Source organism: Kitasatospora purpeofusca, from assembly GCF_036010405.1.
Classification (GTDB): Bacteria; Actinomycetota; Actinomycetes; order Streptomycetales; family Streptomycetaceae; genus Kitasatospora; species Kitasatospora purpeofusca.
Map to the genome: position 1 here is coordinate 6,303,014 of NZ_CP108561.1, position 26,898 is coordinate 6,329,911.

Annotated in this window: 26 protein-coding genes; 24 read left to right on the forward strand and 2 right to left on the reverse strand. The window is 72.2% G+C overall.

The genetic code is table 11. The annotated features are described in order from the left end of the window. Nucleotides 1-199: 199 nt before the first annotated feature. The 6 genes from OG715_RS27705 to ftsH all read left to right on the forward strand — a co-directional run bounded on the left by OG715_RS27705 (nucleotide 200) and on the right by ftsH (nucleotide 8,950). Nucleotides 200-1,564, forward strand: a complete 1,365-nt coding sequence (locus OG715_RS27705; protein WP_266271630.1) for an ammonium transporter — start codon at nucleotides 200-202, stop codon at nucleotides 1,562-1,564. Then, the gene (locus OG715_RS27710) at nucleotides 1,561-1,899 is read left to right on the forward strand and encodes a P-II family nitrogen regulator (protein WP_266271631.1); all 339 of its coding nucleotides are present in this window, start codon (nucleotides 1,561-1,563) and stop codon (nucleotides 1,897-1,899) included. The genes OG715_RS27705 and OG715_RS27710 overlap by 4 nt, the downstream gene beginning before the upstream one ends. Nucleotides 1,900-2,031: 132 nt before the next feature. Continuing rightward, nucleotides 2,032-4,509, forward strand: a complete 2,478-nt coding sequence (locus OG715_RS27715; protein WP_266271633.1) for a [protein-PII] uridylyltransferase — start codon at nucleotides 2,032-2,034, stop codon at nucleotides 4,507-4,509. A 123-nt stretch (nucleotides 4,510-4,632) separates the two neighbouring features. Further along, the gene (gene ffh, locus OG715_RS27720; protein ID WP_266271634.1) at nucleotides 4,633-6,201 is read left to right on the forward strand and encodes a signal recognition particle protein; all 1,569 of its coding nucleotides are present in this window, start codon (nucleotides 4,633-4,635) and stop codon (nucleotides 6,199-6,201) included. Between the two features lie 134 nt (nucleotides 6,202-6,335). Continuing rightward, complete coding sequence (locus OG715_RS27725; RefSeq protein WP_053649738.1) at nucleotides 6,336-6,875, forward strand: GNAT family N-acetyltransferase; 540 nt, start codon at nucleotides 6,336-6,338, stop codon at nucleotides 6,873-6,875. Between the two features lie 155 nt (nucleotides 6,876-7,030). After that, complete coding sequence (gene ftsH, locus OG715_RS27730; RefSeq protein ID WP_266271635.1) at nucleotides 7,031-8,950, forward strand: ATP-dependent zinc metalloprotease FtsH; 1,920 nt, start codon at nucleotides 7,031-7,033, stop codon at nucleotides 8,948-8,950. A gap of 134 nt (nucleotides 8,951-9,084) precedes the next feature. On the opposite strand, the gene OG715_RS27735 is transcribed toward ftsH, so the two are convergent. Then, nucleotides 9,085-9,885: a class I SAM-dependent methyltransferase gene (locus OG715_RS27735; RefSeq protein WP_266271636.1), complete on the reverse strand. Its 801-nt coding sequence runs from the start codon at nucleotides 9,883-9,885 to the stop codon at nucleotides 9,085-9,087. 232 nt (nucleotides 9,886-10,117) lie between these two features. Between OG715_RS27735 and proS the strand changes: the two genes are divergently transcribed. The 16 genes from proS (at nucleotide 10,118) to OG715_RS27815 (ending at nucleotide 24,509) form a co-directional block, all read left to right on the forward strand. Continuing rightward, a complete protein-coding gene (proS, locus tag OG715_RS27740; RefSeq protein ID WP_266271637.1) occupies nucleotides 10,118-11,530 on the forward strand; it encodes a proline--tRNA ligase in 1,413 nt (470 codons plus the stop codon). A gap of 500 nt (nucleotides 11,531-12,030) precedes the next feature. Further along, complete coding sequence (locus OG715_RS27745) at nucleotides 12,031-12,609, forward strand: hypothetical protein (RefSeq protein WP_266271638.1); 579 nt, start codon at nucleotides 12,031-12,033, stop codon at nucleotides 12,607-12,609. 522 nt (nucleotides 12,610-13,131) lie between these two features. Next, on the forward strand, nucleotides 13,132-13,554 hold the full coding sequence (rpsP, locus tag OG715_RS27750) for a 30S ribosomal protein S16 (RefSeq protein WP_030396738.1): 423 nt from the start codon (nucleotides 13,132-13,134) through the stop codon (nucleotides 13,552-13,554). A 2-nt stretch (nucleotides 13,555-13,556) separates the two neighbouring features. Continuing rightward, complete coding sequence (locus OG715_RS27755; RefSeq protein ID WP_030056773.1) at nucleotides 13,557-13,796, forward strand: RNA-binding protein; 240 nt, start codon at nucleotides 13,557-13,559, stop codon at nucleotides 13,794-13,796. 132 nt (nucleotides 13,797-13,928) lie between these two features. Then, nucleotides 13,929-14,513, forward strand: a complete 585-nt coding sequence (gene rimM, locus OG715_RS27760) for a ribosome maturation factor RimM (protein WP_266271639.1) — start codon at nucleotides 13,929-13,931, stop codon at nucleotides 14,511-14,513. Nucleotides 14,514-14,656: 143 nt separating this feature from the next. Continuing rightward, nucleotides 14,657-15,475: a tRNA (guanosine(37)-N1)-methyltransferase TrmD gene (gene trmD / locus OG715_RS27765; RefSeq protein ID WP_266271855.1), complete on the forward strand. Its 819-nt coding sequence runs from the start codon at nucleotides 14,657-14,659 to the stop codon at nucleotides 15,473-15,475. 154 nt (nucleotides 15,476-15,629) lie between these two features. After that, nucleotides 15,630-15,980 (forward strand): 50S ribosomal protein L19, encoded by a 351-nt coding sequence (gene rplS, locus OG715_RS27770; protein WP_030396741.1) that lies wholly within the window; start codon nucleotides 15,630-15,632, stop codon nucleotides 15,978-15,980. A 78-nt stretch (nucleotides 15,981-16,058) separates the two neighbouring features. Then, a complete protein-coding gene (gene lepB / locus OG715_RS27775) occupies nucleotides 16,059-17,015 on the forward strand; it encodes a signal peptidase I (protein ID WP_323182171.1) in 957 nt (318 codons plus the stop codon). Between the two features lie 97 nt (nucleotides 17,016-17,112). Further along, entirely contained in the window at nucleotides 17,113-18,048 is a 936-nt protein-coding gene (lepB, locus tag OG715_RS27780; RefSeq protein ID WP_323182172.1) for a signal peptidase I, read from the forward strand. Between the two features lie 241 nt (nucleotides 18,049-18,289). After that, nucleotides 18,290-19,297 (forward strand): signal peptidase I, encoded by a 1,008-nt coding sequence (lepB, locus tag OG715_RS27785; protein ID WP_266271640.1) that lies wholly within the window; start codon nucleotides 18,290-18,292, stop codon nucleotides 19,295-19,297. A 148-nt stretch (nucleotides 19,298-19,445) separates the two neighbouring features. Continuing rightward, nucleotides 19,446-20,195 carry a signal peptidase I gene (gene lepB / locus OG715_RS27790; protein ID WP_266271641.1) on the forward strand — a complete coding sequence of 250 codons (750 nt, stop codon included), beginning with the start codon at nucleotides 19,446-19,448 and terminating at the stop codon, nucleotides 20,193-20,195. 118 nt (nucleotides 20,196-20,313) lie between these two features. Further along, nucleotides 20,314-20,787, forward strand: coding sequence for an NUDIX domain-containing protein (locus OG715_RS27795; protein ID WP_266271642.1), 474 nt, complete (start codon nucleotides 20,314-20,316; stop codon nucleotides 20,785-20,787). 55 nt (nucleotides 20,788-20,842) lie between these two features. Next, nucleotides 20,843-21,169 carry a DUF2469 domain-containing protein gene (locus tag OG715_RS27800; RefSeq protein ID WP_030306725.1) on the forward strand — a complete coding sequence of 109 codons (327 nt, stop codon included), beginning with the start codon at nucleotides 20,843-20,845 and terminating at the stop codon, nucleotides 21,167-21,169. Between the two features lie 345 nt (nucleotides 21,170-21,514). Beyond that, nucleotides 21,515-21,964 (forward strand): YraN family protein, encoded by a 450-nt coding sequence (locus OG715_RS27805; RefSeq protein ID WP_266271858.1) that lies wholly within the window; start codon nucleotides 21,515-21,517, stop codon nucleotides 21,962-21,964. Then, nucleotides 21,965-23,302: a YifB family Mg chelatase-like AAA ATPase gene (locus OG715_RS27810; protein ID WP_266271643.1), complete on the forward strand. Its 1,338-nt coding sequence runs from the start codon at nucleotides 21,965-21,967 to the stop codon at nucleotides 23,300-23,302. It abuts the gene before it with no gap. A 415-nt stretch (nucleotides 23,303-23,717) separates the two neighbouring features. Further along, a complete protein-coding gene (locus OG715_RS27815) occupies nucleotides 23,718-24,509 on the forward strand; it encodes an IS5 family transposase (RefSeq protein WP_266274514.1) in 792 nt (263 codons plus the stop codon). Here the strand turns inward: OG715_RS27815 and OG715_RS27820 are convergent. Then, nucleotides 24,466-25,005: a hypothetical protein gene (locus OG715_RS27820; protein WP_266274513.1), complete on the reverse strand. Its 540-nt coding sequence runs from the start codon at nucleotides 25,003-25,005 to the stop codon at nucleotides 24,466-24,468. The two genes, OG715_RS27815 and OG715_RS27820, sit on opposite strands and share 44 nt — an antisense overlap. 364 nt (nucleotides 25,006-25,369) lie before the next feature. Here OG715_RS27820 and OG715_RS27825 point away from each other — a divergent pair, with 364 nt between their 5' ends. Next, on the forward strand, nucleotides 25,370-25,681 hold the full coding sequence (locus OG715_RS27825) for a transposase (RefSeq protein ID WP_266271908.1): 312 nt from the start codon (nucleotides 25,370-25,372) through the stop codon (nucleotides 25,679-25,681). Between the two features lie 5 nt (nucleotides 25,682-25,686). Beyond that, complete coding sequence (locus OG715_RS27830) at nucleotides 25,687-26,598, forward strand: IS3 family transposase (RefSeq protein ID WP_266274519.1); 912 nt, start codon at nucleotides 25,687-25,689, stop codon at nucleotides 26,596-26,598. Nucleotides 26,599-26,898 lie beyond the last annotated feature (300 nt).

Consider the following 26,898-nt stretch of genomic DNA (forward strand, 5'->3'; position numbering starts at 1 on the left):
CCGTACGGTAACCCCTCCGGCCCCGCGACACGGCCGGGGTTCACGCGGGTGTAACCCCGCTGTCGCCCTCGTCACGGCGGTGAAACAACCAGCGGCATCGGCCGAAACCGGCCTTCGGCACGCTCCTCCTCATCGCCGACGCCCCGGTGCACGGGACAGGAACCCGGGTGCGGATCGGCTCCAGTCAGGAGGTACGCCGATGCCGGACGGCTTCAGCGCGGGTGACACCGCCTTCGTACTCGTCAGTGCGGCCCTGGTCATGGTGATGACCCCGGGGCTGGCCTTCTTCTACGGGGGGATGGTCCGGGCCAAGAGCACACTGAACATGCTGGCGATGAGCTTCCTCTCGCTGGGCATCGTCAGCGTGCTGTGGGTCCTCTACGGGTACTCGCTCAGCTTCGGGCCCGACGCGGGCGCCGGTCTGATCGGGAACCTCGACTTCCTGGGGATGCAGGGCATCGGCCTGAACGACCTCGCCGGGACGATCCCGGTGACGGCCTTCTCCGCCTTCCAGCTGATGTTCGCCATCATCACCCCGGCCCTGATCAGCGGGGCGATCGCGGACCGCGCGAAGTTCACCGCCTGGGGCCTGTTCGTGGCGCTCTGGGTCACCGTGGTCTACTTCCCGGTCGCGCACTGGGTGTTCTTCTTCGACGGCGGCAACGGCGGCTGGCTCGGCGACCGCAACGGCGTGATCGACTTCGCCGGCGGGACGGCCGTCCACATCAACGCCGGTGTCGCGGGCCTGGCGCTGTGCCTGGTGCTCGGCCGACGGATCGGCTTCCGCAAGGACCCGATGCGCCCGCACTCGCTGCCGCTGGTGATGCTCGGCTCCGGGCTGCTGTGGTTCGGCTGGTTCGGCTTCAACGCCGGCTCGGCGCTGGCCGCCAACGGCGTCGCGGCGATGGCCCTGATCAACACCCAGGTCGCCACCGGTGCCGCGCTGATCGGCTGGCTGATCTACGAGAAGCTGCGGCACGGCGCCTTCACCACCCTGGGCGCCGCCTCCGGCGCGGTGGCCGGCCTGGTGGCGATCACCCCGGCCTGCGGCTCGGTCTCCCCGCTCGGCGCGGTGGCGATCGGCCTGGTCGCCGGCGCCGTCTGCGCGGCCGCGATCAGCCTCAAGTACCGCTTCGGCTTCGACGACTCGCTCGACGTGGTCGGCGTGCACGCGGTCGGCGGGGCGATCGGCTCGCTGCTGGTCGGCCTGTTCGCCACCGGGACGGTCGGCCAGACCGCCAAGGGGCTCTTCTACGGCGGCGGCTTCGAGCAGCTGGGCAAGCAGGCGATGGGCGTGGCGGTCGTCGCCGCCTACTCCTTCGTGCTCTCCTGGCTGCTGGCCAAGGCGATCGACAGGACGATCGGGTTCCGGGTCGCCGAGGAGGTCGAGGTGGCCGGTATCGACCAGGCCGAGCACGCCGAGTCCGCGTACGACTTCAGCGCCCTCGGCTCGGGCCTGGGCCGGTCCTCGGTCGCCCCGGCGCCCGCGACCGCCGTACCAGCCGCCACAACCGTCGCCGCCGCGGCGAAGAGCACCGAGAAGACCGAGGTGGACGCCCGATGAAGCTCATCACCGCCGTCATCAAGCCCCACCGCCTGGACGAGGTGAAGGCCGCCCTGCAGTCCTTCGGCGTGCACGGTCTGACCGTCTCCGAGGCGAGCGGCTACGGCCGCCAGCGCGGCCACACCGAGGTCTACCGGGGCGCGGAGTACACCGTGGACCTGGTGCCCAAGGTCAGAGTCGAGGTCCTGGTCGAGGACGAGGACGCCGAGCAGCTGATCGACGTCCTGGTCGAGGCGGCCAGGACCGGGAAGATCGGCGACGGCAAGGTGTGGACCGTCCCGGTCGAGACCGCCGTCCGGGTCCGCACCGGCGAACGCGGCCCCGACGCCCTCTAGGCCCTCCGGCGCACCGCTCAGCAGCCCCTCCCGCGGGCCTGCGACCCCCCACGGTCGCAGGTCCGCCGACGGCGTTCCGGCGCCGGAACGACCGACCCGCACGACCCGCACGACCACGGACGGGGACTTCACATGGCCTCCCACACCGACGACTCCCACCCGGGCCCGGCCGGACCGGCCGACCCCGCCGCCGCCCGGGCCCGGCTGCTCACCGACCCCGGGCCCGGCGGCCGGGCCCGGCGCGCCGAGCTGTCCGCGCGCACCGACGACTGGCTGTCCGCCCTGTTCGCCTCGGCCGGCGCCCCCGCAGGGACCGCCGTGGTCGCGGTCGGCGGCTACGGGCGCGGCGAGCTCTCCCCGCGCAGCGACCTCGACGTGCTGCTGCTGCACGAGGGCCGGCTGGACCAGGCCCTGCCCGAGCGGCTCTGGTACCCGGTCTGGGACTCCGGCGCCGCCCTGGACCACGCCGTCCGCACCCCGGCCGAGGCCAGGGCGGTGGCGGCCGCCGACCTCAAGGCGCAGCTCGGCCTGCTGGACGCCCGGCACGTGGCGGGCGACCCGGCGCTCACCGCCGCGCTGCGCTCCACCGTGCTCGCCGACTGGCGGGCGGGCGCGGCAGGGCGGCTGCCGGAGCTGCGCGAGCTGGGTCGGGAGCGGGCCGAGCGGCACGGCGAGCTGTCCTTCCTGCTGGAGCCCGACCTCAAGGAGGCCAAGGGCGGTCTGCGGGACGTGGTCGCGCTGGACGCGATCGCCGCGAGCTGGCTGGCCGACGCGCCCCGGGAGGGTCTGGACGCGGCCGCGCTCCGGCTGGCCGACGTCCGCGACGCGCTGCACCTGGTCACCGGCCGGGCCACCGAGCGGCTTGCCCTGCAGGACCAGGACCAGGTCGCCGAGCGGCTCGGTGTGCTGGACGCGGACACCCTGCTGCGGCAGGTCTACGAGGCGGCCAGGACGGTCGCCTACGCCTCGGACGTCACCTGGCGGGCGGTGGACCGGGTGCTGGCCGCCCGCTCGGGCCGGGGCCGCCGCCCGCTCCGGCGCGGGTTCCCGTTCGCCGGTCCGTTCGGCGGCGCCTCCGGTGCGGCCCGGCGCGGCGCGGGCGCGGTGGCCCGGGGCGCGGTGGAGCGCCGGCCGCTCGCCGAGGGCGTCGTCGAGCAGGACGGCGAGGCGGTGCTCGCCCAGGGCGCCCGCCCGGCCTCGGACCCGGTGCTGCCGCTGCGCGCCGCGGCGGCGGCCGCCCAGAACGGGCTCACCGTCTCCCACGCGACGGTGCGCCGGCTGGCCGCCGAGTGCCGTCCGCTGCCGGTGCCGTGGCCGGACGAGGCGCGCGAGCAGCTGGTCACCCTGCTCGGCGCCGGCGAGGCCTGTCTGCCGGTCTGGGAGGCGCTGGAGGCGGAGGGGCTGATCACCCGGCTGCTGCCGGACTGGGAGCGGGTCCGCTGCCGGCCGCAGCGCAACGCGGTGCACCGCTGGACGGTGGACCGGCACCTGGTGGAGACCGCGGTGCGGGCCGCCGCGATGACCCGTCGGGTGGCCCGGCCGGACCTGCTGCTGGTCGCCGCGCTGCTGCACGACCTCGGCAAGGGCTGGCCCGGCGACCACAGCGAGGCGGGTGAGGTGATCGTCCGCGACGTGGCCGCCCGGATGGGCTTCGACCCGGAGTCGGTGGAGACCCTCGCCGTGCTGGTCCGCCACCACCTGACCCTGGTGGACACCGCGACCCGGCGCGATCCGGACGACCCGGCCACCGTCGAGGCGGTCACCAAGGTGGTCACCACGCTGCCCCGGCTGGAGCTGCTGCGGGCGCTGACCGAGGCGGACGCGCTGGCGACCGGCCCGGCCGCGTGGAGCGGCTGGCGGGCCTCGCTGGTGGACGGCCTGGCCGCGCGGGCCGCCGCCCGGCTGGCCGGGGACGCCGCTGCGGGCCCGGAGCCGGCCGCCGCGCCGACCGCCGGGCAGGAGCGGCTCGCGGTGGAGGCGGCCAGGACCGGCGGACCGGCGCTCTCGCTGCTGGCCCAGACCGGGGTGGAGACGGCCGGCACCGAGCCGATGGGCGTGCGGCTGCTGCTGGCCGTCCCGGACCGGCCGGGGCTGCTCGGCACCGTCGCCGGGGTGCTGGCCCTGCACCGGCTGGCGGTCCGCTCGGCGGGGCTGCGGGAGCTGGACCCGATCGGCGCGGGGCCGGTGCTGCTGCTGTCCTGGACGGTGGCGGCGGAGTTCGGCGAGCTGCCGGAGGCGGCGCGGCTGCGGGCCGACCTGCGCCGGGCCCTGGACGGCTCGCTGGACGTCGCGCGCCGGCTGGCCGAGCGGGACGCGGCGGCCCCGCGCCGGCGGGGGATCCCGACCCCGCCGCCGGTGGTCGCGGTGGCGCCCCCGGTCGCCTCGGCGAACGCGACGGTGCTGGAGGTGCGCGCCCACGACGCCCCCGGGCTGCTGCACCGGATCGGCCGGGCCCTGGACGGCGCGGGGGTGCGGGTGCGGACGGCGCACGTCTCCACCCTGGGCGCGGACGTCGTCGACGCCTTCTACCTGACCGACGCGGCGGGCCGTCCGCTGTCCGCCCGGCGGGCCGGGGAGGTGGCGGCGGCGGTGCGCGCGGCCCTGGGCTGAGCGGCCCCTCCGGGGGCCGCCGGAGTTCCTCCGAACCCGGGTGGAGACCGTCCGTGGACCGGCCGGATACCCTTGGGGGCGACGACCGTACTCAGACCGATGCCGTAGAGGACCCGCGACGACGTGTTCGACACCCTTTCCGATCGCCTCGCAGCGACGTTCAAGAACCTCCGGGGCAAGGGCCGCCTGAGCGAGGCGGACATCGACGCCACCACCCGCGAGATCCGCATCGCGCTGCTGGAGGCGGATGTCGCGCTGCCGGTCGTCCGGGCCTTCATCAAGCGGGTGAAGGAGCGCGCGCTCGGCTCCGAGGTCTCCGGCGCGCTCAACCCGGCGCAGCAGATCATCAAGATCGTCAACGAGGAGCTCGTCGCCATTCTCGGCGGCGAGACCCGCCGGGTGCGGTTCGCCAAGAGCGGCCCGACGGTGATCATGCTCGCGGGCCTCCAGGGTGCCGGTAAGACCACCCTCGCGGGCAAGCTCGGCCACTGGCTGAAGAAGCAGAAGCACACCCCGCTGCTGGTCGCCTGCGACCTCCAGCGCCCCAACGCCGTCAACCAGCTGCAGGTCGTCGCCGACCGCGCGGACGTCGCGTTCTACGGGCCGCAGCCGGGCAACGGCGTGGGCGACCCGGTCCAGGTGGCCCGGGACTCGATCGAGTACGCCAAGCAGAAGCAGTACGACGTCGTCATCGTCGACACCGCCGGCCGCCTCGGCATCGACGCCGAGCTGATGCAGCAGGCCGCCGACATCCGGGCCGCGGTGAACCCGGACGAGGTCCTGTTCGTCGTCGACGCCATGATCGGCCAGGACGCGGTCACCACCGCGCAGGCCTTCCTCGACGGTGTCGACTTCACCGGCGTGGTGCTCTCCAAGCTCGACGGCGACGCCCGCGGCGGTGCCGCGCTCTCGGTCGCGCACGTCACCGGCCGCCAGATCATGTTCGCCTCCAACGGCGAGAAGGTCGACGAGTTCGACGCCTTCCACCCGGACCGGATGGCCTCGCGCATCCTGGGCATGGGTGACGTCCTCTCGCTGATCGAGAAGGCCGAGCAGACCTTCTCGCAGGCCGAGGCCGAGAAGATCGCCGCCAAGCTGCGCGGCGGCCCGAAGGCCTTCACGCTGGACGACTTCCTGTCGCAGCTGGAGCAGGTCCAGAAGATGGGCTCGATCTCCAAGCTGCTGGGCATGCTGCCCGGGATGGGCCAGATCCGCGACCAGATCAACAACATCGACGACAAGGACGTCAACCGCGTCGGCGCCATCATCAGGTCGATGACCCCGACCGAGCGGGCCGAGCCGGAGCTGATCAACGGCTCGCGCCGGGCCCGTATTGCCAAGGGTTCGGGCGTCCAGGTCGGCGAGGTGAAGAACCTGGTCGAGCGGTTCTTCGAGGCCCGCAAGATGATGTCGGCGATGGCCTCCGGCAAGGGCATCCCCGGCATGCCGGGCATCCCGGGCATGGGTGGCGGCGGCAAGAAGAGCACCAAGAAGGCCCCGGCGGCCAAGGGCAAGCGCAAGAGCGGCAACCCGCTGAAGCGGGCGCAGGAGGAGGCCGCGGCCGCCGAGCGCCGCGCGCTCGGCCCCGGTGCCGACCAGGCGCCCGCCCAGGGTGGCGGCGCGTTCGGTCTCGGCGCGGGCAAGGGCCCGGCCGACTTCGAGCTGCCCAAGGAGTTCAAGGACCTGCTGTAGTCCTGACCCGGTCCTGACCCGGTCCTGACCCGGTCCCGCTGCCCGCGGGTCCCGGGACGAACGGCCCGCCACCCCGGCCTTCCCGGGGTGGCGGGCCGTTCGCACGCCCGATAGTCATCCGAGATGATGGTCCGATGCGAGTAACGATCAGGGCCCCGCGGGCCGGGGACGAGGTGGCGTACGCCGAGGCGGTCCGGCGGTCCGCCGAGCACATCGGCCGGTGGAACCCGGTCGAGCCGGACGCGCTGCCGGACCTGCTGGAGCGCCAGGGGCCTGGCCTGCGGACCTTCCTGATCGTCGACCTGGAGACCGGTGGACTGGTCGGCAAGGTCAATGTGGCCAACATCGTGATGGGCCGCTTCTGCAACGGCTCGCTCGGCTACGACTCGTTCCTGCCGTTCGCCGGCACCGGGCGGATGACCGAGGGCCTGCGGCTGGTGCTGGACACCTGCTTCGCCGGGCACCCGGAGGGCGGTCTCGGGCTGCACCGGCTGGAGATCAACGTCCAGCCGGACAACGGGCGGTCGATCGCGCTCGCCAAGCGGCTGGGCTTCCGGCACGAGGGGTTCACGCCGAGGATGCTGTTCCTCCAGGGGGCCTGGCGGGACCACGAGCGGTTCGCGCTGACCTCGGAGGAGTGGCCCGGCTCGGCCGCGGCGGACGAGCGGGGCTGAGGGCGGGCCGGGATCGGGGCTGGGGTCGGGGCTGAGGGCGGGCCGGGATCGGGGTCGGTACTGGGCCGGGCCGGGACCGGGCGGGGTGCGGGGGAGCGGGCGGGGAGCGGCGTTGCGGTTGGAGGCGCCGAGCAGATGTCCGTATTGTCCGATGGGTGACTGATCCCGTGCCGCCGCGCCAGACCCCCGACCAGCCATGGCGTTCGGAAGGGGCCCCGCCCCCGCAGCCCCCGCGCCGCAGAATGCCCGGCGGCTGGACGGGCCTCGTCCTGACGGCGCTCGTGGTGTTCCTGATCAGCGATCTGCTGCTGTCCTTCTTCGGCCCCGGCGGCGCCACCACGATCTCCTACACCGAGTTCAACAACCAGCTGAACAAGGGCAACGTCACCAAGATCTACTCCAAGGGCGACTCGATCGAGGGCACCCTCAAGAACGCCGAGCCGAAGCCGGACGGCGACAAGGGCACGTACACCGAGTTCGACACCCAGCGGCCGGTCTTCGCCGGGGACAACCTCTGGACCACCCTCCAGCAGCAGGGCGTCGAGGTCACCGCCTCGCCCGTCGTCCAGCAGCGCAGCTTCCTCGCCAACCTGCTGATCTCACTGGCCCCGATGCTGCTGCTGATCCTGGTCTGGGTACTGCTCGCCCGCCGGATGGCCGGCGGCCTCGGCGGCGGCGCGCTCGGCCGCAAGGCCCCGCCCAGGCCGGTCACCGCCGAGGCCGGCCGGCGCACCACCTTCGCCGACGTGGCCGGCATCGACGAGGTCGAGGCCGAACTCAGCGAGGTGGTCGACTTCCTGAAGAACCCGCAGCAGTACCGCCGGCTCGGCGCCAAGATGCCGCGCGGCGTCCTGCTCAGCGGCCCGCCCGGCACCGGCAAGACACTGCTGGCCCGGGCCGTCGCGGGCGAGGCGGACGTGCCGTTCTTCTCGGCCTCCGCCTCCGAGTTCATCGAGATGATCGTCGGCGTCGGCGCCAGCCGGGTGCGCGAACTCTTCGCCGAGGCCCGCAAGGTCGCCCCGGCGATCGTCTTCATCGACGAGATCGACACCATCGGCCGGCAGCGCGGCAGCGGCGGCGGGATGGGCGGCCACGACGAGCGCGAGCAGACGCTCAACCAGATCCTCACCGAGATGGACGGCTTCAGCGGCTCCGAGGGCGTCATCGTCATCGCCGCCACCAACCGGGCCGACGTGCTCGACCCGGCCCTGCTGCGCCCCGGCCGCTTCGACCGGCGGATCACCGTCAGCCCGCCGGACCGCGACGGCCGCGCGGCCATCCTGCGGATCCACTCCCGGCACGTCCCGCTGGCCGGGGACGCCGACCTCGACCGGCTCGCCAAGGTGACCCCCGGCATGACCGGCGCCGAACTGGCGAACCTGGTCAACGAGGCCGCGCTGCTGGCGGTCAAGCGCCGCCAGGACGCGGTGAACGAGCGAGACCTCTCGGACGCGCTGGAGAAGGTCCAGCTGGGCGCCGTCCGGCCGCTGGTGATGCCGCAGGCCGAACGCGAGCGGACGGCGTACCACGAGAGCGGCCACGCCCTGCTCGGCATGCTCCAGCCGGGCGCGGACCCGGTCCGCAAGATCACCATCGTGCCGCGCGGCCGCGCCCTCGGGGTCACCCTGTCCACCCCGGAGACCGACCGGTACTCCTACACCGAGCCCTACCTGCGCGGCCGGATCATCGGCGCGCTCGGCGGGATGGCGGCCGAGCAGGTGGTCTACGGGGTCATCACCACCGGGGCGGAGAGCGACCTGGAGCAGGTCACCAACATCGCCCGCGGCATGGCCGGCCGGTGGGGCATGAGCGAGCGGGTCGGCCGGCTCACCGCCGTGCCGTCCGACCCGCAGGGGGCGTACGGGCTCTCCGCCGCGCCGACCACGCTGGACGCGGTGGACGAGGAGGCGCGGCGGATCGTCGCGGAGTGCTACGACGAGGCGGTGCGGCTGCTGACCGAGCAGCGGGACCGGCTGGACGCGCTGGCGGCGGCGCTGCTGGAGGCGGAGACGCTGGACGAGGAGGCGGCCTACCGGGCGGCGGGGGTGCGCAGGAAGACGCTCGACCAGGCCTGAGTCCGGCCCCGGGCCGGGGCCGACGGTCCCCGTTCCCGCCTCCGGACCGAGGGGAGTGCGTCAGGTGATGCACTCCCCTCCGTCGTTGCCGCGCTGCGGCCGGCACGGCCGTCCCGGGTGCGGCAAGGCCGCTGTCAGCGGGGGCGTTCGGCGATCAGGTAGCGGAAGACGTTCGCCATCCGCACGGTCCCGTCCGGCCGCAGGTACGGCTGCAGTGCCTCCTCCAGCTCCTTCGCGACCAGCGGCGCCCCGGAGAACTCCGCCGCCGCGTCGTAAAGCCCGGTGGAGAGCAGCCCGCGCACGGCGCTGACCAGGTCCGGGTAGGCGAACGGGCAGCCGACCCGTCCGCCGCCGGCCGGGCGCAGGCCGGTTCCGGCGAGCAGGTCCTCCAGCGCCCCCGGCGGGCTCAGCTCGAACGGGTCGCGGGCGCCGCTGCGCCGGGCCATCCGCCGGGCGACGTCCAGGACGGCCGCGCTTTCGCAGCGCTCCCTGGGCCCCCAGGCCGCCAGCACCACGTGCCCGCCGGGCAGCACCAGCCGGGCCGCCGCCGCGACCGTCCGGCGCGGTTCGCCCGCCGGTGGCGGCTGCTCGAAAACAGTGACCAGCGAATAGGCCGAGCGGGCGACATCCTCGGTCGGCCGGTGGCCCGCGCCCACCCGCAGACCGCGTCCGCCGGCCAGCGCGCGCAGCTCGCCGTCCTGCTCCAGACCGGCCACCTGGGCGCCCCGTCCGGCCGCCAGCAGCAGGGCGAGACCGGAGCGGCAGCCCAGGCCCAGCACACTGGTCGCCGGACCCACCTCCAGCCGGTCGTGGACGGCCTCGTAGAGCGGTACCAGCATCCGTTCCTGGATCTCCGCCCAGTCCCGCGCCCGGGCGTTGTCCTGCCCGGTGCCCACGGATCCTGCGGTCGTGCCGATCACCCCAGCCGAAGCCATCGCGGCCTCCCATCCGGTCCCTCGACGTGCTGCTCCGAACCCCCCTCGACGTCCCGCCCCACTCCAGCGAACAGCGGCTCGGGCGCGGCGTCCAGAGGGGTGCGGGGTGGTGCGCGCGTGTCGGGGGCGTGCGCCCCGGTGCGGGACACCGGGGACGGGGCCCGGACGGCGGCCCGGACGGCGGCCCGGAACGGATTCGAAGTCGGGGGCCCGCTCCCCGTACGATTCGCCCATGGCTAAGGCACCCGTTCTCACCCCCCAGGCGGAAGACTTCCCGCGCTGGTACCAGGACCTCATCAACAAGGCCGAGCTGGCCGACAACGGTCCGGTGCGCGGCACCATGGTCATCCGACCGTACGGCTACGGCCTGTGGGAGCGGATGCAGCAGGAGATGGACGCCCGGATCAAGAAGGCGGGTGCCCAGAACGCCTACTTCCCGATGTTCATCCCGCAGTCGTACCTGACCAAGGAAGCCGAGCACGTGGAGGGCTTCGCCCCCGAGCTCGCGGTGGTCACGCACGGCGGCGGCAAGCAGCTGGACGAGCCGGTCGTCGTCCGGCCGACCTCCGAGACCATCATCAACGAGTACTTCTCGAAGTGGGTGCAGAGCCACCGGGACCTGCCCCTGCTGATCAACCAGTGGGCCAACGTGGTCCGTTGGGAGCTGCGCCCGCGCGTCTTCCTGCGCACCACCGAGTTCCTCTGGCAGGAGGGCCACACGGCCCACGCCACCTACGAGGACGCGCGTGAGTACGCCTCGATGATCCACACCCAGGTCTACGGCGACTTCATGACCAACGTGCTCGGCATCGACGTCGTGCTCGGCCGCAAGACCGCCAAGGAGCGCTTCGCGGGCGCCATCAACACCCTCACCCTCGAGGGCATGATGGGCGACGGCAAGGCGCTGCAGATGGGCACCAGCCACGAGCTGGGCCAGAACTTCGCCAAGGCGTTCAACACCACCTACCAGCTGCAGGGCGCCGAGCGCGAGTACGTCTGGCAGACCTCCTGGGGCGTCTCGACCCGTATGGTCGGCGGCCTGATCATGTCCCACGGTGACGACAACGGTCTGCGCGTCCCGCCGCGGCTCGCCGCCGTCCAGGCCGTCGTGCTCGCCATCAAGGGCGACGACGCGGTGATCGCCAAGGTCCGTGAGATCGGCGCCGCGCTGGAGGCCGCCGGCATCCGCGTGGTCGTCGACGACCGCACCGACACCCCGTTCGGCCGCCGCGCGGTCGACTGGGAGCTCAAGGGCGTTCCGCTGCGGATCGAGGTCGGCCCGCGCGACCTGGAGAACGGCACGGCCATGCTGGCCCGCCGGATCCCGGGCGGCAAGGAGCCGGTCTCGATCGACTCGCTGGTGTCGATCCTCCCGGGCATCCTGGAGGAGGACCAGGCCCTGCTGCTGCGTCAGTCGCGCGAGCGCCGCGAGTCCCGCACGGTGGACGTGACCAACCTCGACGAGGCCGTCGAGGCCGCCGCCACCGGCTGGGGCCGGATCTCCTGGGCCGAGCTGGGTCCTGAGGGCGAGGCCAAGCTGGCCGAGCAGGGCGTTTCGGTCCGCTGCATCGTGGCCGCCGACGGCTCGGTGCCGCAGACGGACGACCAGGACGGCAACATCGCGATCGTCGCGCGCGCCTACTGACCGTTCGGTGGCTTCCGCGGTGGCCTCCGCGATCACTTCGGCGGTGGCTTCCGGGGCGGCTTCGGCGGTGGCTTCCCGTGCGCGAAGGATGTTGCCGTAAAACGACGCCCGGCGACGCGTTCTGACGGTTCTCGACCTGGCCGACAGGAAATTCGAACGTCCGATGAGCGGTGTTGTTCCACTGATGTCTCACCTGTCGACATCCCTACTGGTCGGTCAACTGCCGGTATTAACGGAATAGCGGTACGGTGTACGGCCCGTGGCCCTGTCAACTCGACAGGACCGCGGGCCGTACGTCCTGGGGGCGACAGCCCGTCCCCGGACGGAATTGACGAGGCGCCCGTCGAGCTCGACGGGGCCCGAACCTGTAGGGGGTTGGTCTTGCGTCAGATCCGGAACGCGCATTTCGCGCGAGGTCGCACATTCCTGAGAGTTTCCTGGGAAATCCCGGGGAACGGGAACACGCGGAACATCGGCTCCTACTCCATCGTTGGTCTAGCGTGAGCACGACACAGCCCCTCGTTCTCGCGGCCGAACTGGCCGCCGCCTGGAGTGACATCCAGGCCCACCACCAGGACCTCCCCGACCTCGCCTCGCCCGAGGCGTTGATCGGCGAGTCCTCCTCGGCCTGTGGCACCCGGCTCGGTTTCGAGCGGCTGCTCCACGAGGCTGCCCACGGTCTGGCCGCGGCCCGGGACATCCGGGACACCTCGCGCGCCGGCCGCTACCACAACCGGCGCTTCCTGCTCCTGGCTTCCGAGCTGGGCCTGGCGCACCCGGTCGAACCGCACGCCAGTAGCGGCTTCTCCCAGGTGACCATGCTCAAGGAGACCCGCGAGCGGTACGCCGACACCATCGAACGCCTGGACCGCGCCCTCGGCGCGCACCAGGAGGCGGTGGCCGGCGAGGGTGCCTCGCGCGCCTTCCGCGGTCCGGCGGCCCGGCACGGCTCCTCCGGGGGCGGCGTCCGGGTGAAGGCGGTCTGCGGTTGCGGGCGCAACGTCCGGGTCGTTCCCTCGGTGCTCGCCCAGGCGTCCATCGTCTGCGGCGCGTGCCAGCAGCCCTTCAAGATCGCGTAACGCGGGTCGCGTCACGCGAGTGACGGTGCAGCGCGGGGCGCGCAGCTCGGGTCGGGTGATCCGGGTCGCGCAGTTCGCGTGGTTGCGCAGTTCGGGAAGTCCGGGAAGTTCCGGGATCCGGGGAGACCCGGGGCCCGGGTGACCAGGAGAGCCGGCCGGCGACTGTGCGGGCAGTGGTCCGGCCGCAGTGACGAACGGTGGCCGCAGGGGATCCGCAGGGGGTCTGCGGATGTTCGCGGGTGATCGGCCGAAGTCGGCCGGTGATCCGGAGGCGGTCCACCGCGATCCGCCAGGGAGGTGCGCCGCGAAGGTGCACGTGTTGGGCTGACCGGGAGCGGGGGCTCCCGGTCGACCTGTTTTCGGGGGTAGGGCGCCCTTGTGGCAGAATGGACAGCTGAGTACCCGGCAGCCGGGCAGGACCCCTCTCTCCTACGGCTGGCGTGTCCCTTGAACGGCCCACCACGCAACCCCACGCGAGGGCAGGGCCGCTCACCCACGTCAACACCAGGAGAATCCACTCCCGTGGCAGTCAAGATCAAGCTGAAGCGTCTCGGCAAGATTCGCTCCCCGCACTACCGCATCATCGTCGCCGACGCCCGCACCAAGCGTGACGGCCGTGCGATCGAGGAGATCGGCCTCTACCAGCCGACCTACAACCCCTCGAAGATCGAGGTCGACAGCGACCGCGCCCAGTACTGGCTGTCCGTCGGCGCCCAGCCGACCGAGCCCGTGCTCGCGATCCTGAAGCTGACCGGCGACTGGCAGAAGTTCAAGGGCCTGCCGGCCCCGGCGCCGCTGCTGGTTGCCGAGCCGAAGGTCGAGGACTTCTCGCACCTGTTCGCGAAGGCCGTCGCCGGCTTCGAGGACGCCACCACCGGTGTCGCCATCACCCCGAAGGCCAAGAAGTCGGACAAGGCCGAGGCCGACGCCGACGCCGAGGCCTGAGCGTGATCGAGGATGCCCTCGACCACTTGGTGAAGGGCATTGTCGAGCACCCCGACGAGGTGCAGGTGCGCTCGCGCAACCTGCGTCGGGGCAACACCATCGAGGTGCGGGTGCACCCCGATGACCTCGGCAAGGTGATCGGCCGGGGCGGTCGTACGGCTCGTGCTCTGCGCACGGTCGTCGGCGCCCTCGGCGGTCGCAACGTCCGGGTCGACCTGGTCGACGTGGACAACATTCGCTGATCCGGCTGCTCGTTCAGCCGTCAGGGTTTCGAGGCCGGCCGGGACGCATGTCGTCCCGGCCGGCTTTCGCCGTTCCGGCGGCAAATCCGCAACTCCGCAACCCCGTAGCACTCATCCAGGAGAACGATCACCGTGCAGCTCGTCGTCGGCAAGATCGGCCGCGCCCACGGCATCAAGGGGGACGTCAGCGTCGAGGTCCGCACCGACGAACCCGAGCTGCGGCTCGGGCCCGGCGCCGTCCTGTTCACCGACCCCGCCTCGGCGGGTCCGCTGACCGTCGAGTCCGGCAAGGTCCACAGCGGGCGGCTGCTGCTGCGGTTCGCCGGCGTCAAGGACCGCAACGCCGCCGAGGAGCTGCGGGGCACGATCCTGATCTCCGAGGTGGACCCGGAGGAGCGTCCTGACGACCCGGAGGAGTACTACGACCACCAGCTGATCGGTCTGGACGTCGTTCTGCTCGACGGCACCCTGGTCGGTGAGCTCACCGAGGTGGTCCACCTGCCGTACCAGGACCTGCTCACGGTGCGGAAGGCGGACGGTACGGACGCACTGGTGCCTTTCGTCAGCCGGATCGTGCCGACCATCGACCTGGAGAACCAGCGCGCGGTGATCGACCCGCCGGTCGGGCTGATCGACCTGGGGCAGGCCGAGGTCGCCGCTGGTGAGGCGGCCGGTGACGGCGACGCTGACGGTGCTGACGCGGAGGAGTCGCGGTGAGCACCGAGGAAGGCGTGGCGGCCGTGACGGCGGACGCGGGGGAGTCCGGTGGGGCGTCCGTTGATTCCTCGGTGGAGTCGGCCGTGGAGTCGGTCGTGGAGTCGGTCGTGGAGTCGTCCGTACGGCCGTCCGTGCGGGACGGGATGCGGATCGACGTCGTGTCGATCTTCCCCGAGTACCTGGAGCCGCTGAACATCTCGCTGGTCGGCAAGGCCCGGGTCCGCGGTCAGCTGGACGTGCACGTCCACGACCTGCGGGGCTGGACGCACGACGTGCACCGGACCGTCGACGACAGCCCGTACGGCGGCGGCCCCGGCATGGTGATGAAGCCCGAGCCGTGGGGCGAGGCCCTGGACGCGGTGCTCGGCCAGGGGCCGGAGGGCGAGGTGCCGACCCTGGTGGTGCCCACCCCCAGCGGCCGGCCGTTCACCCAGGAGCTCGCGCAGGAGCTGGCCGGCCGGCCCTGGCTGGCGTTCACCCCGGCCCGGTACGAGGGCATCGACCGGCGGGTCATCGAGGAGGCGGCCACCCGGATGCCGGTGGTCGAGGTCTCGATCGGCGACTACGTGCTGGCCGGCGGCGAGGTCGCGGTGCTGGTCATGGTCGAGGCGATCGCCCGGCTGCTGCCCGGCGTGCTCGGCAACGCCGAGTCCCACCGGGACGACTCGTTCGCGCCCGGCGCGATGGCCGACCTGCTGGAGGGGCCCGTCTACACCAAGCCCGCCGAGTGGCGCGGTCGCACCGTGCCGGACATCCTGCTGAGCGGGAACCACGGCCGGATCGCCCGCTGGCGCCGTGAGCAGGCATTCGCCCGCACGCTGGCGAACCGGGCGGACCTGGTGGCGCGCTGGCGGCACGCGGACTTCGACAAGAAGGACCGTGAGGCGCTCAGCCTGCTGGGCCTGGCCTGGGACGAGGACCTCGGCCGATTTCGGTCCGTGGCCGATGGTGTGGAAGAATAGGCCGCTGCTGTCTGTCGCTGGGCTCCTCCCGTAGGGGTCACGTGGTCCGTCGCCCCCGCCACGGGGGGCTCGTCGGTAACCGGTGCGGCCCGCAGCGAACCCCATTTGTGACGACTTCCGTGGGCGGCCCGTGGCGCCTGCGATGGAGAGCAACATGAGCAACAAGCTCGCTGCTGTCGACGCGGCCTCGCTGCGTAGCGACATTCCGGCCTTCCGCGCCGGTGACACCCTGAAGGTTCACGTCCGGGTCATCGAGGGCAACCGCTCCCGTGTCCAGGTCTTCCAGGGCGTCGTCATCCGCCGTCACGGCGCCGGCATCGGTGAGACCTTCACCGTTCGCAAGGTCAGCTTCAACGTCGGTGTCGAGCGCACCTTCCCGGTGCACACCCCGATCGTCGAGAAGATCGAGGTCGTGACCCGCGGTGCGGTTCGCCGCGCCAAGCTGTACTACCTGCGTGACCTCCGCGGCAAGGCCGCGAAGATCAAGGAGAAGCGCGACCGCTGATCCACCGCCCCCCGGCACTGCCGGGGGATCGGGATCGCTCTGGGGGGCCGGACTGCCGCACGGTAGGCTCAGCCCCCGATGAGCACGCACGAACCACCCGCGGACCGCGACGGCTGTCCCGCACCCACCGGTGCGGACTCGCCGACGCGGTCCGCGGTCGTTTCCGCGCCCGTGGCCGCGCCCGCGGCCGGGGTGGTGCCCGACGCGGGAGGGGCGGTCGACCGGGGGAGGCAGGACGGTCCCGGCGTCGCGGGTCCGTCGGATGCTTCGGACACCTCGGGCGGTGCGGACGGCGACACGGACGATGCGCCCGATGCGCCCAATGCGGCCGCTCCGGACGAAGCCCCGGGCGGGGGCGGGCGCTCGCGCTCGCGCGAGCTGTTGCTGCTCACCGGTATCTGCCTGTTCGTACTGCTGCTGGTGAACGCCTTCGTGGCGCGCCCGTTCTCGGTGCCCTCCGGATCGATGGAGAACACCCTGCGCCCGGGCGACCGCCTGATCGTGAACAAGCTGTCCTACGCCTTCGGCGGCCATCCGCGCCGCGGCGATGTGGTCGTCTTCGACGGCACCGGCTCCTTTCTGCGCAAGCCCCACGAATCCGTCGGCCTCGGGACCTCGCTGCGCTCCTTCGGCCGTGAGGTCGGACTGGTCCCGGCCGGTGACTCCGTCTACGTGAAGCGGGTCGTCGGCATCGGCGGCGACCGGGTCACCAGCGCCGGACCGGGCCACCCGATCACCGTCAACGGTGTACCGGTCGACGAGTCCGGCCATCTCTTCCCGGGGGACGAGCCGTCCGATGTGGCCTTCGATGTGGTGGTGCCGCCCGGCAAGCTCTGGGTGATGGGCGACCACCGCAGTGCCTCCCGCGACTCCCGCGACCACCTCGGCGAACCGGGGGGCGGCTTCGTCCCGGAGTCCAAGGTGATCGGGCGGGCCGCCTGGGTGGTCTACCCGGTCGGACACTGGGCCGACCTGGACCGGCCGGACGCCTACGCCGCTGCAGAAGGGACGGGCGGCCATGGGGAGCAGGGGTAGGGGTCGGCTCGCCGACCGCCCGGACGCCGGTTCCGGGCCCTCGGCCGGTGCCGCCTCCGGGAGGGACAGCAGGGCCGGGACGGTGAGTGGATCCGAGGTGGAAGCCGGAGCCGGAGCCGGGGTGGAGACCGGGCCCGGGGAGGCCGCCGGATCGGTGGATCCCTCCGGGGCAGCGGATGCCCCGGTGGTGCGCGGCCGTGCCGAGCGCCGCCGCACCGCCCGCAGGGCGGCCCGTCGCCGCAGGCGCTCCCATCTGCGGGAGATCCCGCTGATCATCGTGGTCGCGCTGATCGTCGCGCTGGTGATGAAGACCTTTCTGGTGCAGGTCTTCGTGATCCCCTCGGGATCGATGGAGCAGACGATTCTGATCGGGGACCGGGTTCTGGTCGACAAGTTCACTCCCTGGTTCGGCGCCGAGCCGGAGCGCGGCGAGGTCGTGGTGTTCAAGGACCCGGGCGGCTGGCTGGAGAACCAGCACGGGGCATCGACGGACGGTGCGCTCCTGCGCGGGGCCAAGCAGGTGCTGACGTTCGTCGGACTGCTGCCCTCCGACAGCGAGCAGGACCTCATCAAGCGGGTGATCGGGGTCGGTGGCGACACGGTCGAGTGCTGCGACGATCAGGGCCGGATCCTCCTCAACGGCAAGCCCCTGGACGAGCCCTACCTCGCGTCGGGCAACCCACCGTCGCGGCAGCCGTTCAAGGTGAAGGTGCCACCGGGGCGGCTCTGGGTGATGGGCGACCATCGGGACGTCTCCGCCGACTCCCGTTTCCACATGGGCAATCCGGGTCAGGGCACCGTCCCGGTGAGCGGGGTGCTGGGGCGGGCGTTCATGATTGCCTGGCCGGTCGGCCGGGTTCATCAACTTGATGTGCCGGTTTCACTCTCCTCGGTGGCGCGGGGTCCGACGGGCCCCGGAACTGCGCGGAACGCGGTGGGTGTTGACCCGATCCCTGAGGAACCTCCGCTCGTTATGGGTGTGTTGGGCATCCTTCCGCTCGTCGGCCGCCGGGTGGGACGACCCAGGCGGTAGGTCCGGCCGGGCCGGTGGACGGTCGGAACGCGCGCGTGGGACCGCGAGCCGGATGTCCGGGAGTGATAGAGAAGTGCTGGGTGCGGCCGTTGCGACGAGCCGCGCCCGAGGGCTGTGCCGGTGTCGGACACCCCCCAGAGGGGCAGTTCCGGCGGGCGCGGCCGATCGTGGAACGTGGTGCCCGCTGTGCGGCACTGTGAGCGCGGACGCGCAGGCGTCCGCACAGCAGGGAGGAGACGTTGTGGGGGATTTGGTGATCGGCGCCCGCTCGGGCGCCGGAGAGCCCGAGGGCTCAGGCGGCCGGGCGGCCCGGTCCGCGGAGGCCGCGGCGCCTTCGGCCTCGGCCGAGGAAGCGGCGGCCCAGTCCGCGGACGAACACGGCGACGGCACGAACGACGCCTCGAAGCCCACCCCGGACAACGCGGAGCCGGCGGACGGCACCGATGAGCAGCCGGACCGGAAGGAGCGCAAGCCGCGGTCGTTCTGGAAGGAACTGCCGATCCTCATCGGCATCGCCCTTGTGCTGGCGCTGGTGATCAAGACGTTCTTCGTCCAGGCGTTCTCCATTCCGTCGGAGTCGATGCAGAACACGCTCCAGGTCGGTGACCGTGTCCTGGTGGACAAGCTCACCCCGTGGTTCGGTGCCGAGCCGGAGCGCGGCGAGGTCGTGGTGTTCCACGACCCGGGCGGCTGGCTGGCGGACGAGCCCACCAACGAGAGCAGCAACTCCTTCGTCCGGGGCGTCCAGAATGTGCTGAGCTTCGTCGGCCTGATGCCGTCCGACAACGAGAAGGACCTCATCAAGCGCGTCATCGCGGTCGGCGGGGACACCGTCGAGTGCGAGGGCGAGGGCCCGGTCAAGGTCAACGGGATCGCTCTCAACGAGCCCTACGTCTACCCGGGCAACACCCCCTGCGGGACCAAGCCCTTCGGCCCGGTGAAGGTGCCGGACGGTCGGATCTGGGTGATGGGCGACCACCGCGCGGACTCGCTCGACTCGCGCTTCCACATGGACCAGCCGGGCGGCGGCACCGTCCCGGTGGACGACGTGATCGGGCGTGCCTTCGTGGTGGCGTGGCCGATCAACCGCTGGTCGACGCTGCCGGTGCCGGACACCTTCGACCAGAAGGGGCTGGCGGCGGCGGCCCTGCCCGCCGTTCCGGCCGCGGCCGGTGCCCTGGGCGCAGTCGTACTGCTCCCTCTGGTCCGCCGACGGTGGAACGGGACGGACCGCGACGACCGGTCCTGACGACGACCGGGGGCGCCCGGGTCTTGCGCGGGCCGTGGTACCGACGAGTAATCTGCTCGGACGTGCCACGGCCCGCCGGGCTTTCCGCCCGAGGTCCCGGCGCGGCGCCGTGGGCGTTTCCGGGTCGGTCTGGGTTTGGACGGTATCGATGAGCAGTGTCGTGGAACGCGCGACCGACAGTCCGCCGACCGCCCCCCGCCGTCGGCGCGGACCTGCGGCCGTGGCCCAGGGCGTACTGCTCGGCCTCGGACTGGTCCTGCTGATCGGCGGCTTCGCGGTGATCGCCGTGAGCTACCGGCCCTACAACATTCCGACGGCCTCGATGGCACCCACCCTCCAGGCCCAGGACACCGTCCTGGCCAGGAAGTCCGACGGCTCGGACATCGGGCGGGGCGACGTGGTCGTGTTCCGGGACCTGGCGTGGGGCGGCGAGCTCATGGTCAAGCGCGTCGTCGCGGTCGGAGGGGACACCGTCGCGGTCGGCGAGGGCGACCGCCGGCTGACCGTGAACGGCAAACCGGTGGACGAGCCCTACCTCGCCGGGTCGGGTGCCCAGGGTGCCTCCTTCAACGTGGAGGTACCGCCCGGCCGGCTGTTCCTGCTCGGCGACAACCGGCTCGGCTCGCTCGACTCCCGGGTCCACCTGGAGACGGACGGCGGGACCGTCCCGGCCACCGAGGTGCAGGCCAGGGTGGAGGCCACCGTGCTGCCGTTCGGCCGGATGGCGCTGCTGGGCGGCACCTCGGCGTTCGAGGCGATCGACGGGCACCGGCCGGCGGACCCGGGACCGCTGGAGCCCGCGTTCTGGGCGAGCGTCGCAGGCGCGGCGACGATCGTCGTGACCTCGGCGGTGGGTGGTGCGGCGGGCCTGGCGCGCCGTCGTCGCCGCGCCGCCTGACCCCGGCCGGTGCCGCCCGCGCCGGGACCGCTCTGCCGAACCTCGCCCCGGACGACCGCGCCGGGTGGCAGGATCGGGGGAACGACCGGGGCGGACGGAGGGAGCGTGGAGGCTCGTCATGGCGGCACAGCGGCGCAGGGCCTCGCGGATCCTGCTGCTCGACCGGCAGGACCGACTGCTGCTCTTCCACGGCTCGGACCCGGCGACGCCCGGCGTCACCTGGTGGTTCACCCCCGGCGGGGGACTGGAGCCGGGGGAGAACGTCCGGGAGGCCGCCGAGCGGGAGCTCGCGGAGGAGACCGGGTTGCGCGGCGTGGAGCTGGGACCGGTGGTCGCGTACGGCAATGCGTCGTTCTCCTATCAGGGGCAGCGCTTCGAGCAGGAACAGTGGTTCCATCTGGCCCGGACGACGCGGACGGAGCTGGACCACTCGGGCATGGGCGAGGACGAACACGCCCAGTTGCTCGCGGTGCGCTGGTGGACGGTCGAGGAATTGCGGTCCACCTCCGAGACGGTCTATCCGGTCGGACTGGTGGACTTTCTGGAGCGGCTGTTGACCGAGGGGCCGCCGGTCGCCCCGGTACGGCTCTGAGGGTGAGTGCGGTGGTCCACAATGGGTGGACGTGACAAGTTGAGGGGACGCCTGGATGAGTGCCGAAGATCTCGAAAAGTACGAGACCGAGATGGAGCTCAAGCTCTACCGGGAGTACCGGGACGTCGTCGGCCTGTTCAAGTACGTGATCGAGACCGAGCGACGGTTCTACCTCACCAATGACTACGAGCTGCAGGTGCACTCGGTGCAGGGCGAGGTCTTCTTCGAGGTGTCGATGGCGGATGCGTGGGTCTGGGACATGTACCGGCCGGCCCGGTTCGTCCGAAAGGTCCGGGTGCTGACCTTCAAGGACGTGAACATCGAGGAACTCGCGAAGAGCGATCTGGAGCTGCCCTCGGACGAGCCCGGCTTCGGGAACTGACGTTGGACCGCCCGGTCCCCGGATGTCCAGGGGAATTTCGGATATTCCGGAATTCTCACTCCCGTGGGTGACAGGAGTTATCCACAGGCCCGGGTTTTCCACAGGAAATAACAACCCCCTGGTCCGCTTCCGGATCGCACGGCAGCCTCCCCGTCGGAGGTGGTCACCGTGCAGGACATCGAGCGCGCCACGCGCCAGCAGACCGCGAAGGCCCGGCGGGACGGGCAGCCACGCCGACGGGCGGCACGCAGCCCGGTGGGAGGCCCGACCCCGCAGGCCGATCCGGGCTCCGTCGTGCCCGCAGCCGCTCCGGTCGGGCCCGCCCCGCCCGTAACGGCCCCGCCCGTGCCCGGCGGGGCCGGACCGGGGCGGCTCAGCAACACCGGCCTCGGCCGTTACGGCGAACGCGTGGCCGCCCGCCGGCTCGCCGAGGAGGGGCTGCGCATCCTCGACCGCAACTGGCGGTGCGTGGAGGGCGAGCTGGACATCGTCGCCCTCGACGGGGACACGGTGGCGGTCTGCGAGGTCAAGACCCGCTCCGAGCGGGGATTCCAGCAGCCCACCGAGGCCATCGACCCCATCAAGGCGGACCGGCTGCGCCGCCTGGCCGAGCGCTGGATGTCCGAGCGCTGGCCCGGCCACTTCGTCCGGCTGGCAGGCCCCGAGTACCGGCCCGGCTCCACCGACCCGCCGTGGGCGCCCGTCCCGCCGGGCGGCGTCCGGATCGACCTCGTCGCCGTCATCAACCGGGTCCGCGGCGCCGCCACGGTCGACCACCTGCGGGGGGTGGTCTAGATGGCCTTCGCCCGGACGTGTTCCGTAGCCCTGGTCGGGGTCGACGGAGTGATCGTCGAGGTCCAGGCCGACCTGGAGCCCGGGGTGGCGGCGTTCACCCTGGTCGGCCTGCCCGACAAGGCGCTCTCCGAGGCCCGCGACCGGGTCCGTGCGGCGATCGTGAACAGCGGCGAGGCCTGGCCGCAGCGCAAACTGACCGTCGGGCTGAGCCCGGCCTCGGTGCCCAAGAGCGGCAGCGGCTTCGACCTCGCCGTGGCCTGCGCCGTACTGGCCGCGGCCGAACGGCTCGACCCCTCCGCGATCGCCGACCTGCTGCTCATCGGGGAGCTGGGCCTGGACGGGCGGGTGCGCCCGGTCCGCGGAGTGCTCCCGTCGGTGCTGGCGGCCGCCGACGCCGGCTACGAGCGGGTGGTGGTCGCCGAACAGACGGCCGCCGAGGCCGAGCTGGTCCCCGGAGTGAGCGTCATCGGCGTGCGCAGCCTGCGTCAGCTGATCGCCGTGCTCACCGGAGCCCCCGAGCCGGAGGAGCCCCCCGAGCGGATCGTCGGGCGCCCCGACCCGCTGATGGCTGGCCTCATGCTCCCCAGCGCCGGCGTACGCGGCCTGCCCGACGAGGCAGCCTCCCGGATGGACCTCGCCGACGTGGCCGGCCAGTACGAGGCCCGCCGGGCCCTGGAGATCGCCGCCGCAGGGGGCCACCACCTCTACCTCAAGGGCCCGCCCGGCGCGGGCAAGACGATGCTGGCGGAGAGGCTGCCGGCGCTGCTCCCCAGGCTGACCCAGAAGGATGCGCTGGAGGTCACCGCGGTCCACTCCGTCGCGGGGCTGCTCCCGGCCGGCCGACCGCTGATCGACCACGCGCCCTACTGCTCACCGCACCACTCGACCACCATGCCCGCCATCGTCGGCGGCGGCAGCGGCCTGCCGAGACCGGGTGCGGTCTCGCTGGCCCACCGCGGGGTCCTGTTCCTCGACGAGGCGCCCGAGTTCCCCGTCCGGGTCCTCGACGCGCTGCGCCAACCGCTCGAAGCCGGCGAGGTGGTGATCGCGCGGTCCGCCGGATCGCTCCGGCTGCCCGCCCGCTTCCTGCTCTGCCTGGCGGCCAACCCCTGTCCGTGCGGGCGCCACTCGCGGCGGGGCGAGGGGTGCGAGTGCACGCCCGCCATGGTCTTCCCAGTCAAGTCGACGTGTTGGGCTGAGGGGCTCTCAATGCACCCCATTGCCATGCCTCCTGCGACGGCCGGACGGCGCTACGACGTGCGTGCTTCTCGTCCTGTCGCGAGCGGTCGCTGGGGCATCAGCTTGTTCCGCTATTCCTTGGGTCTGCTGCCGAAGTAGAAGCCGAAGGCAGCGCCAGACAAGGCGATGATCGGTGAGAGGAACACCGTTAGTTCCTTGAGCTGCTCGGTTGTGAAGCTGGTCCACCTACTTGCGATGAGCGCCCCAGTGCCAGCGATGGCGAGAACGGAGACCAAGCCGACTAAGTGGCTGTTGTCGTTCCGATCTTGAGGTGTGCTGGTCGAACGGGAGTCTCGATCGGGTGAGTGCGGCGGCCGGCGCGCATGAAAGCAGGGCCTCTTGGTAGCTCGAAGGGTGTCTACGCCAAAGAGCGGTCCAGGAGGCCCTGTTGTCGCAGTTCTACGGCATCGCGGGAGCGGGGTCCACTTCGGTCACTCTCGCGTGTGACTGCCTGGCACACCGGTTCGGGAACGCCGCCGATCACGGGGTCCGTGCGCGCCACTACCCGACGGACATGTCCGATGCGGAGTGGGCGGTGGTGCGGCCGCTGCTGCCGGTGCCGGGCTGGCTGCGCGGGCGGGGCGGGCAGCCGGAGGCGTACTGCCACCGCGCGATGTTGGACGCGGTCCGCTACCTCGTCGACAACGGAACGAAGTGGCGGGCCATGCCGGCCGACTTCCCGCCGTGGGACCGGGTCTACGCGTTCTTCCGCCGCTGGCGCGACCACGGTCTGGTCAAGGAGTTCCACGACCGGCTCCGCCGCAAGGTCCGCGAGCGGGCCGGGCGGGAGCCGGAGCCGAGCGCCGGTGTGATCGACTCCCAGTCGGTGAAGGCGGACGCCGTCGTCGGCGCCGACAGCCGCGGCTTCGACGGCGGCAAGCTGATCAACGGCCGCAAGAGGCACGCCGTGGTCGACACCCTCGGCCTGCTGCTGGGGGTGACAGTCACCGCCGCAGATGTCGGCGACCGCGCCGCCGCGCGGGTTCTGCTCGCCCAGGTGGCCGCCGCGCACCACCGGCTGGCGCTGGTCTGGGCCGACGGCGGCTACACGGGCAGCCTCGTCGAGTACTGCCTGGCCGCCCTCGCCCTGGTCCTCGCCATCGTCAAGCGCAGTGACGACATGCGCGGCTTCGTCGTGCTGCCCAAGCGGTGGATCGTGGAGCGGTTCTTCGCCCACCTGATGCAAAGCCGCCGCCTCACACGGGACTTCGAACGATCCGTCAGCAGCGCGGAGGCGATGGTCTACTGGTCGATGACGACGCTCATGACCCGCCGCCTTGCCCGGCCACGGCCTTCGCGAGCGTGAACCGGCCCGGTGCCGGCTCGGCCAGCCACCCCCGCGCTGTCAGCCGCTTCGCCTTCGACCGCAACGCCTCGATCTTCGCGGGCACCGGGTCCAGGCCGAAGCAGCCGGCCATCTCCTGGCACGTCAGCGGGCCTTGGCCCAGACGGCTCCGGTCCGCGAGGATCTGCAGGATGCGCTGGTAGTCCGCCGACAACGCCGACCAGGCCAGACCCGCGCGCCACATCGGCACCACCGACTTCCGCTTCACCGCCTCCGAAGACGCAGGCAGCGCCGGCTGTTCACCGTGATCCGACGGATTCCCTGCGACATCCGGGCCGACGGCGTCGCCCGGGGACAGCACCTCGCCGACGCGTGAGCGGGCGATGACCCACTCGTTCCACTCCCGCTCGGCCACGACCAGCTCGGCCTGGATACGGTCGGCCTCCTCCCGCAGATCGTCCATACGACGGCGAGCGGAGAGCTCGCGCTGTTCCAGCAGCCCAACGACCGACGGCATCCCGACCTCCACCAGGGCGACGACACGACACGTCACCACTCCCCGAGACCACCGACCCTATGCCCGACCAGCGGAAACGCAGCCCTCAAGCCCGGAAAGACAACAGCCACTAAGACGAATGCGATGACTTGGCGAGTCTTATCATCGGGCGTCGGACGTTGCCCCACCTGTGCGTATGGAGCGGAGCCCGGGGCCGCGTCCTCAGCTAGCTGCGGTTGGGCTCTAGGTGCGGCAGGACCTGTCGCCTGGGTGACCTCGCTGGTCCCTGGTGTTTCAGCCTCCGCAAGGCTCGGTCTGAGGTTCCCCCGACGTGCGGAAGGTTGCCGGAGATGGCCTGATGGGCCATGAGAAGGGAGCCTCTGCCATGGCTGCACCGATGAAGTACCCGCCCGAGTTGCGGCAGCGAGCTGTTGCCGCATACCGCGCCGCCGACCCGAAGCCCGTGATCCGGCAGATGGCTCGCGACCTGGGCGTGCACCACGAGGCCCTGCGCAACTGGATCCGCCAGGACGAGGCGGACCGGGGCGAGCGCGACGACCGGCTGACCACCGTCGAGAAGGAGGAACTGGCCACTCTGCGCAAGGAGAACGCCGAGCTCCGCCGGTCCTGCGAGATCCTCAAGGCCGCCTCGGCTTTTTTCGCCCAGGAGCTCGACCCGACCCGGCGACGGTACTGAAGCTCATCGACGAGCACCAGGACCGCTTCGGGGCCGAGCCCGTCCTCCGGGAACTGCACATCCCCGCCTCCACCTACTACCGCTGGCGCCGCGACGTGGCGGAGCCGTGCGAGCGCAGACGCCACGACGCCGAGCTGACCGATCACATCCGCCGCATCCACGCCGACTCCGACGAGACCTACGGCTCCCCGCGCGTCCACGCCGTCCTGCGGCGCGAGGGCACCCGGGTCGGCCGCAAGCGGGTCGAACGCCTGATGCGCCAGGCCGGCATCCAGGGTGTCAGCCCGCGCCGGCCCCGTTCCTTCACCCGCCGCGACCCGGCCGCCGAGTCCGCCCCGGACCTGGTCCAGCGCGACTTCACCGCCGACGCGCCGAACCGGTTGTGGGTGGCCGACATCTCGCTGATCCCGACCGGTGAGGGACCATGGTGGCTGGCCTCGATCCGCGACGCCTTCTCCCGCCGGATCGTGGGCTGGCACACCTCGGAGCGCGCGGATGCCGACCTGGTCCTCACCGCCCTGGAGTATGCGCTGCACGGCCGGCCCGTCGAGCCCGGGAGGCTGATCCATCACAGCGACCACGGGTGTCAGTACACGTCCATCAAGCTCACAACTCGCCTGCTGAAGGCGGGAATCGAGCCGAGCATGGGAAGCGTGGGCGATTCGTTCGACAACGCCCTCGCGGAGAACTTCTGGAGCGTCCTGAAGACCGAGTGCGTCCGCCGCACGACCTTCGCGACCCGCACCGACGCCGACCTCGCCCTGTTCGCCTACATCGACGGCTGGTACAACACCCGCCGCATCCAGAAGCGCCTGGGCTGGCTCAGCCCGGACGAGTACGAGACGAAGTACTACGCCGACCAGGCGACGGCCGAACCAGTGGCCGTCGAACCACCCACATCCGTCCTGACCAGGTAATCAGCACCTCTCGCGCAACGGGGGAAGCTCAGTCGGGGTCCGTCTGCTGGGGTTGATGTCGTCATGGCGTTCCTCCTGACAAGTCCGGCATGCCGGCCTTTCGGGTTCGCCTAGCGAGTAGGTGCTTGTGGAGGGCGCCTCATCGTCGCCAAGGCTCGTGTCGTTGTCCGGGTGAGGCGCGTCAGACTGGACTAGCTGAAGATCATGGTCTTCCGGGTCGAGCATTGGACCCCCTGCGAAGACCTCTATCGGTGGGTCCCTGGTGGTCCTGTAGTGCGGGCAGTCGACCTCGTCGAAGGT